Here is a 7,734-nt window from a genome sequence, read left to right as displayed (position 1 = left end):
CACCAGCGCCCCCGCCACCACGACCAGCCCCGCGCCTGACGATCTGCTCGTCGGCAGGCCCTGACCGGGCCGGACACCAGGCAACGCCCACTTCACCGGGGTGAGGGCAGACTCGGTTCTCTGAGCCCGGCGTATCGTCACGTCGGCACATCGATCGGACGCCGGGCGCTCGGCGCCCGAGAGGCACTACTCAGCTCGGGGAATGATGAACCAGCCGAACTCGGACCAGGAGCACCCCGGCGCGCGGGAGAACCGGCTCGGCCCCCGGCCCGTGTATCGGCCCGCGGTCGATCCAGCGCAGGCCGCCACCTTCGGCAGGCCGCAGGGCGTCGCGGGCGCGTTCGACAAGCTCTACGCGCCGGGTTCGGCGCAGGGACGCGCGGGTGCGTCGGGCAACGGCGTGACTCTCGCACCACCGCCTCCAGAGTCGTTGGCCGAGGCTTTTCGCCGTCCGCCCGGCGCGGAGGGCGTGGTGCTCCAGCGGCCGAACGACGGCAACGGGAACGCATCCGCTGATCCCGCTGATCCGCTCTGGTCGACGCCTGCGGACCCGTGGCGGGACCCGGGCGCGGGTGCTGTACTCGGCCGTCCCGCCATGCAGGCGGAGGACGACGAATCGGACGAGACGCGACGCCCTTCCGGCGCGCTGCTGAGCCTGCCCGAGGTGCTCTTCGGCAGGCGGGTCAAGCCGCGCGCGCTGGCCCTGCTCGGTGTCGTGGCACTGCTGGTCGGTGCCGCGGGCGGTCTCGTCGGCTGGGGACTGACCAGCGCGGGCGACTCGCTGACCGGTGAGCTCAACATCGCCGAGGCACAGGCAGGCAAGGAGCGTCCAGCCGGTTCCATCGCCGACATCACCCGCCGGGTCGCGCCCGCCGTCGTCTCCATCGAGGTGAAGGCAGGCCAGTCCGGCGGAGTCGGTTCCGGGGTCGTCATCGACCCGAAGGGGTACGTCCTCACCAACAACCACGTCGTCGCCCTTGCCGCGGAGGACGAGAAGGCCGAGATCACGGCGGTGTTCACCGACGGCACCAGGGGCAGCGCCGAGATCGTCGGCCTCGACCCGAAGACGGACCTCGCGGTGATCAAGGTGGACGTGTCGAACCCCATCGTCATCGAGATCGGCTCGTCCACCGATCTGGCCGCCGGCGACACGGTGATCGCGGTCGGTTCGCCGTTCGGCCTGGAGAACACGGTGACCGAGGGAATCGTCAGCGCGCTCAACCGCCCGGTCACCGCGCCGGGGGAGAACGGCGATCCGCCGGTGACCTACGACGCGATCCAGACCGACGCCGCGATCAACCCCGGCAACTCCGGTGGCGCGCTGGTGGACTCGACCGGGGCACTGGTCGGAATCAACTCGTTGATCCGCACTGTCGGCGGCGCCGAGGGCGAGGGCGGCAGCATCGGGCTCGGCTTCGCCATCCCCGTCGACCAGGCGATCGAGATCGCCGAGTCGTTGATCCGGGACGGTCAGGTCAAGCACCCGGACATCGGTGTCAACGCCGCATCCGTCGCGGCGAACACCTCCGAAGGCGCGCAGATCCAGAACGTGGCCGAGGGGGGACCGGCGGCAAAGGCCGGCATCGCCGAGGGCGACGTGGTGACCAAGGTCGGTGACCGGACGGTTCGCAACGCCGCCGAACTCACCGTCGCCGTGCGGCAGCACGACATCGGTGACGTGGTGCCGTTCCGGATCGTGCGACAGGGACGGCCACTCACCGTCGATGTCACTCTCGGCAGTGACTAGGGCGTATTCGGCGAATCCGCCAGGATCACCGCTCGCGCCGGGGAGATCCCTCAGACATGCCCTGGAACGATGCACCCGCGTGCGGGTACGCTTGCCACGCACGCGCCCGGTGATGCGGAGGTCCGCAGGTGTTCGAGAGTGTTGGCTGGGGAGAGATCCTCGTCCTCATCGTCGCCGGTCTGTTCATTCTGGGACCAGAGCGACTGCCGGAGGCTGCCGCTTGGCTCGGTAAGAGCATGCGGAAGGTACGCGATTTCGCGACCGGAGCCCGGCAGCAGTTGCGCGACGAGATGGGCCCGGAGTTCGACGATTTCCGCAAGCCGCTCGAGGATCTGCGCGGACTGCGGGACTTCGACCCACGGCGTGCCGTGACCAAGCACCTGTTCGACGGTGATCCCGACCCACTCGGTGTCAACGAGTTCAACGGCAACGGCGCGGCCAAGCCGAATGGCTATCCCGCCACCGCGTCGCCGCAGACCGCGCCCGACCCGCTGAAGCCGGGTGAGAAGCCGCCGGTCGACCCGGACGCCACCTGACCCGACCCGGGCCCGGAACTACCGAGTTGGCAGTCGGAACTGCCAACTCGGGCTCCGGATCTGCCAACTCGGGCTCCGGATCTGCCAACTCGGGCTCCGGATCTGCCAACTCGGGCTAGCTGCCTGCTGGGGAGACGTTGAGCATCATGCCTGCGAGGCCGCGGGCGCGGGTGGAGAGCTTGGTCGCGGACTCGAGTAGCACCTTCGACGCGGGCGCTTCCGGCTCGGCCAGTACCAGCGGGGTGCCCGCGTCGCCCTGTTCGCGCAGGCGCGGGTCGAGTGGCACCTGACCGAGCAGTGGCACCTCGGCGCCCGTGGACTTGGTCAGCGAATCGGCGACGATCTGCCCGCCACCGGATCCGAAGATCTCCATCCGCTCACCGTCCGGGGTTTCCAGCCAGGACATGTTCTCGATCACACCGGCGATCCGCTGCCGGGTCTGCAGGGCGATGGCGCCGGCCCGCTCGGCAACCTCGGCCGCTGCCTGCTGCGGGGTGGTCACCACGAGAATCTCGGCGTTCGGGATGAGCTGCGCCACCGAGATGGCGATGTCGCCGGTGCCCGGCGGCAGGTCCAGCAGCAGGATGTCCAGGTCGCCCCAGAAGACGTCGGCCAGGAACTGCTGCAGCGCACGGTGCAGCATCGGCCCGCGCCAGACCACCGGCGTGTTGCCGGGGGTGAACATGCCGATGGAGATCACCTTCACGCCGTGCGCCTGCGGCGGCATGATCATCTTCTCGACCTTGGTCGGCTTTTCGTTCGTGCCCAGCATCCGGGGCACCGAGTGGCCGTAGATGTCGGCGTCGACGACGCCCACGGATAGGCCCCGCTGGGCCATCGCGACCGCGAGGTTGACCGTCACGCTGGACTTGCCGACCCCGCCCTTGCCGGACGCGACGCAGTAAACCCTGGTCATCGAGCCGGGCTGGGCGAACGGAATCACCGGCTCCTCGCTGTCACCGCGCAGCGACCTGCGCAGTTCCGTGCGCTGCTCGTCGTTCATCACATCCAGCTCGACCCGCACCTTTTTGACGCCGTCGAGCTTCTCCACGGCTGCGGTCGTTTCCTTGGTGATGGTGTCCTTCAGCGGACAGCCGGCGATGGTCAGGTAGATGGCGACGTCCACGATGCCGTCCGCGCCGACCGTGACGTCCTTGACCATGCCGAGATCGGTGATCGGTTTCTTGATCTCCGGGTCGTAGACGTCCTTCAGTGCGTTACGAACGTCCTCGACGCTGGGAAGCTGCTGTGTGCTGGTCACTGCTGGAGCACCGACCTTCTCTGGGGAACCGAACGTGTGCTTCCTCCATGCTACGGATCGGTAATACGCGACGAACCGTCCCGCCCCGACTTCGTCCTCCGCGGCGTCGCGTCGAGGTCCTCGCGCAGCTTGTCCAGCTCGCCGCGCAGGTAGTCCCGGGTGGCCACCTCACCCACCGCGAGCCGCAACGCCGCCAGTTCCCTGGCCAGGTACTCGGTGTCCGCCTTCGTCTGCGCGGCCCTGGCGCGGTCCTCGTCCAGCGACACCCGGTCCCGGTCGTCCTGGCGATTCTGCGCGAGCAGGATCAGGGGTGCCGCGTAGGCAGCCTGGGTGGAGAAGGCCAGGTTGAGCAGGATGAACGGGTACGGGTCCCAGCGCAGGGTGATCGCGGTGAGGTTGAGCACGATCCAGATGATGACGATCAGCGTCTGCCAGAACAGGTACTTCCCCGTGCCGAGGAACCGCGCGAGTCGCTCGGACAACCTGCCGAACATGTCCGGATCGATGTTCAGCGCGAACCGGCTCGGACGGCGTGGTTGATCCAGCCGTCGTCTGGTGAGCAGTTCAGGCATGCTCGACCTCCCCGGCGCGGTCCTCGCTGTCACCGGCACCGGCATGCTGCTCCGGTTCGCCCGTGCGGTCGTGCAGACCGGTCTCGCGCCAGTCCTCCGGCAGCAGGTGGTCCAGGACGTCGTCCACGGTCACCGCGCCGAGCAGGTGCTCCTGGTCGTCCACCACCGGCCCGCACGCCAGGTTGTAGGCGGCGAAGTACCGGGTGACCTCGGCCAGCGGCGCGTCTGGCCGCAGTGCGGGCAGGTCGCTGTCGACTGCGGTGGCGACCAGCTCGGCCGGCGGTTCCCGCAGCAGCCGCTGAAAGTGCACGCAGCCCACGTACCGGCCGGTCGGCGTCTCGGTCGGGGGACGGCAGACGAAGACCATGCTGGCCAGCGCGGCGGGCAGTTCGGCATTTCGGATGTGCGCGAGTGCCTCGGCCACCGTCGCGTCCGGCGGCAGTACCACCGGCTCCGGTGTCATCAGCCCGCCCGCGGTGTCCGACGAGTACGCGAGCAGCCGTTTGACCGGTTCCGACTCCTCCGGTTCCATCAGCTCCAGCAGCCGGTTCTTCTCGGCCGGGGCGAGCTCGCCGAGCAGGTCGGCGGCGTCGTCGGGGTTCATCGCCTCGAGGATGTCCGCCGCCCGTTCTTCCGGCAGATAGGACAGCAGTTCCTTCTGGTCGTCCTCGGGCAGTTCCTCGATGACATCCGCCAGCCGCTCGTCGTCCATCGCGTCGGCCACCTCGTGCCGTCGCTTGAGCGGCAGGTCGCGCAGCGTGGCGGCGACGTCCACCGCACGCATCGTGTCGAACAACATCAGCAACCTGCCGGCGCCCTGCGGCTGTCCGGACAGATCCGTGAGGCCGAGGCCGGCCACCTCCGACCAGGGCAGCACCTGCAGCGCGGAGCGGCGCCTGCCGAGGCCGAGCCTGCGTTCCCGGATCGCGAGCCTGGCGAGCACCCAGTCACGGGTGCGCGTCGGCTCCATCGCGGCGTCCACCACGGTCACTCTGGTGTCGGTGCCCGCGAGACGGGCGTGGGCGTCGGTGAGCTGGCCGAGTACCAGCACCTCGTTCGGGCGCTGGTGGAACCGGCGCATGTTCACCGAGCCGGTGGCCAGGGTCACGGCGTTGGGTTCGATCACCGTGACCCGGAGCATCGGGACGAAGACACGCCTGCGGTTGGACAGTTCGACAGCCAGCCCGAGCACGCGCGGCGGCTGCTGGTCCAGGCGCAGGCCCGCGACCAGGTCGCGCACCTTGCCGATCGACTCGCCGTCCGGTCCGAAGACCGGCAAGCCGGCCAGCTGAGCGGCGAAAACCCGGTTCACAGCGGCCATGCCCAAAAGATTAGGGCACGCGCTGCCCTGCCGCGGGCTGCAGCCCGGCCCCCCGCACCGATCTCGCACTTTCCCGGGAAAGTGCGAGACCTGACCAGGCGTTTTGCGGCGTAGCATCGGCTGGGAGGGGGCGCACACCCTGGAGTCGCCATGTTGGTGGAAATTCTGGCCACCCTGGCCCTAGCCGGAGCCCTTGGCATCGCTGCCAGTGCTCGCGTGGTCAGGCAGTACGAGCGCGGGCTGGTCTTCCGGCTGGGCCGAGTGCATCGCCAGCCGCGCGAACCCGGATTCGCCATGATCATCCCGGGAATCGATCACATGCGTAAGGTCAACATGCAGATCGTGACCCTGCCGGTGCCCGCACAGGACGGCATCACCAGGGACAACGTGACCGTGCGGGTGGATGCCGTCGTGTACTTCAAGGTGCTCGACCCCGTGCAGGCGATCGTGGGCGTGGAGGACTACCGCTTCGCGATGGGCCAGGTGGCGCAGACCTCGCTGCGCTCGATCATCGGTAAGAGCGACCTCGACGACCTGCTCTCCAACAGGGAGCGGCTGAACGAGGGCCTGGAGTTGATGATCGACAGTCCCGCGCTGAGCTGGGGTATCCACATCGACCGCGTGGAAATCAAGGACGTCGCCCTGCCGGAGGCGATGAAGCGGGCCATGTCCAGGCAGGCCGAGGCGGAGCGGGAGCGCCGTGGGCGGGTGATCGCCGCCGACGGCGAGTTACAGGCCTCGGAGAAGCTGTCCCAGGCCGCGGCCAGGATGGCCGACACCCCCGCCGCGCTGCAGTTGCGGCTGCTGGAGACGGTCGTGGAGGTGGCCGCGGAGAAGAACTCGACGCTCGTGCTGCCCTTCCCGGTGGAGCTGCTGCGCTTCCTGGACAACGCCACCAGGAACGGCCAGGGGGCCGAGGTACCCACGCAGTCGCGGGAGGGCGATCGTGGCGCTGCCCACCCTGTACCGGCGACGGAGAGCTTTTCGGGTCATACTCATCGGTAACCCAGCCAGCGCCGCGAGCAGATGACCAGGAGCACGAATGGCCCGCCTTGCCCAGACCGCCGGTTTGACCGAAGTGCAGACCGAGATCCTCGCCACGGTCCGTTCGTTCGTGGACAAGGAGGTCATCCCGCACGCCCAGGAACTCGAGCACGCTGACGAGTACCCGGCCGACATCGTCGCCGGCATGAAGGAGATGGGCCTGTTCGGGATCACCATTCCCGAGGAGTACGGCGGGCTGGGTGAGTCGCTGCTGACCTACGCGCTGGTGGTGGAGGAGATCGCCCGTGGCTGGATGAGCGTGTCCGGCGTGATCAACACCCACTTCATCGTGGCGCACATGATCTCCCGGCACGGCACGGAGGAGCAGAAGAAGCACTTCCTGCCCCGGATGGCCACCGGCGAGGTGCGCGGCTCGTTCTCGATGTCCGAGCCCGATCTGGGCTCCGACGTCGCGGCGATCAAGACCAAGGCGAAGCGGGACGGCGACGAATACGTCATCGACGGCTCGAAGATGTGGCTGACCAATGGCGGCAGCTCTAACCTGATCGCGCTGCTGGTCCGGACGGACGAGGGCGCGCAAAAGGCGCACCAGAACCTGACCACGTTCCTGGTCGAGAAGCCGGAGGGCTTCGGCGAGGTGGCTCCCGGGCTCACCATCCCCGGCAAGATCGACAAGATGGGCTACAAGGGCGTCGACACCACCGAGGCCGTGTTCGACGGCTTCCGCGTCGGCGCGGACATGGTGCTCGGCGAGCAGCCGGGCAAGGGCTTCTCGTACATGATGGACGGTATCGAGGTCGGCCGCGTGAACGTCGCGGCGCGGGCCTGCGGGATCGCCATTCGCGCCTTCGAGCTGGCTGTGGAGTACGCGCAGCAGCGCCAGACGTTCGGCAAGCCGATCGCCGAGCACCAGGCGATCGCGTTCAAGCTCGCCGAGATGGCCACCAAGGTCGAGGCCGCGCACCTGATGATGGTCAACGCAGCCCGGTTGAAGGACACCGGCGCCCGTAACGACGTCGAGGCGGGAATGGCGAAGCTGATCGCCAGCGAGTACTGCGCCGAGGTCACCCAGGAGGCGTTCCGCATCCACGGTGGCTACGGTTATTCGAAGGAGTACGAGATCGAGCGCCTCATGCGTGAGGCACCCTTCCTGCTCATCGGCGAGGGCACCAGCGAGATCCAGAAGACCATCATCAGTCGCGGGCTGCTGCGCGACTACAAGTCCCGAGGCTGAGCGGAAACGTCCAAAAGGGACGACGTCCGCACAGGTTCACCCTGTGGTGCAAGAGTGT

7 protein-coding genes are annotated in these 7,734 nt (G+C 68.4%); 4 read left to right on the top strand and 3 right to left on the bottom strand.

Annotated features, from left to right (window positions below; genetic code table 11):
* Nucleotides 1-205 precede the first annotated feature (205 nt).
* Nucleotides 206-1,747, top strand: a complete 1,542-nt coding sequence (locus D0C15_RS14500) for a S1C family serine protease (RefSeq protein ID WP_116045297.1) — start codon at nt 206-208, stop codon at nt 1,745-1,747.
* 128 nt (nt 1,748-1,875) lie between these two features.
* On the top strand, nt 1,876-2,283 hold the full coding sequence (gene tatB / locus D0C15_RS14495; protein WP_116045295.1) for a Sec-independent protein translocase protein TatB: 408 nt from the start codon (nt 1,876-1,878) through the stop codon (nt 2,281-2,283).
* Nucleotides 2,284-2,398: 115 nt separating this feature from the next.
* Here the strand turns inward: tatB and D0C15_RS14485 are convergent, their stop codons facing one another.
* The 3 genes from D0C15_RS14485 to D0C15_RS14475 are packed head-to-tail and all read right to left on the bottom strand — an operon-like array spanning nt 2,399 to nt 5,437.
* Nucleotides 2,399-3,544, bottom strand: a complete 1,146-nt coding sequence (locus tag D0C15_RS14485; protein ID WP_116045293.1) for an Mrp/NBP35 family ATP-binding protein — start codon at nt 3,542-3,544, stop codon at nt 2,399-2,401.
* 50 nt (nt 3,545-3,594) lie between these two features.
* On the bottom strand, nt 3,595-4,116 hold the full coding sequence (locus tag D0C15_RS14480) for a DUF1003 domain-containing protein (protein ID WP_116045291.1): 522 nt from the start codon (nt 4,114-4,116) through the stop codon (nt 3,595-3,597).
* The gene (locus tag D0C15_RS14475) at nt 4,109-5,437 is read right to left on the bottom strand and encodes a magnesium transporter MgtE N-terminal domain-containing protein (protein WP_116045288.1); all 1,329 of its coding nucleotides are present in this window, start codon (nt 5,435-5,437) and stop codon (nt 4,109-4,111) included. The genes D0C15_RS14480 and D0C15_RS14475 overlap by 8 nt, the downstream gene beginning before the upstream one ends.
* Nucleotides 5,438-5,587: 150 nt before the next feature.
* Here D0C15_RS14475 and D0C15_RS14470 point away from each other — a divergent pair, with 150 nt between their 5' ends.
* Both D0C15_RS14470 and D0C15_RS14465 read left to right on the top strand, forming a co-directional pair.
* Entirely contained in the window at nt 5,588-6,442 is an 855-nt protein-coding gene (locus tag D0C15_RS14470; RefSeq protein ID WP_116045287.1) for a slipin family protein, read from the top strand.
* Between the two features lie 37 nt (nt 6,443-6,479).
* The gene (locus D0C15_RS14465) at nt 6,480-7,676 is read left to right on the top strand and encodes an acyl-CoA dehydrogenase family protein (RefSeq protein ID WP_116045285.1); all 1,197 of its coding nucleotides are present in this window, start codon (nt 6,480-6,482) and stop codon (nt 7,674-7,676) included.
* Nucleotides 7,677-7,734: the final 58 nt, after the last annotated feature.

Source organism: Amycolatopsis palatopharyngis (assembly GCF_003385185.1).
Taxonomy (GTDB): Bacteria; Actinomycetota; Actinomycetes; order Mycobacteriales; family Pseudonocardiaceae; genus Amycolatopsis; species Amycolatopsis palatopharyngis.
The sequence above is the reverse complement of the archived record's forward strand: the minus strand, read 5'-3'. Positions and strand labels throughout refer to the sequence as shown.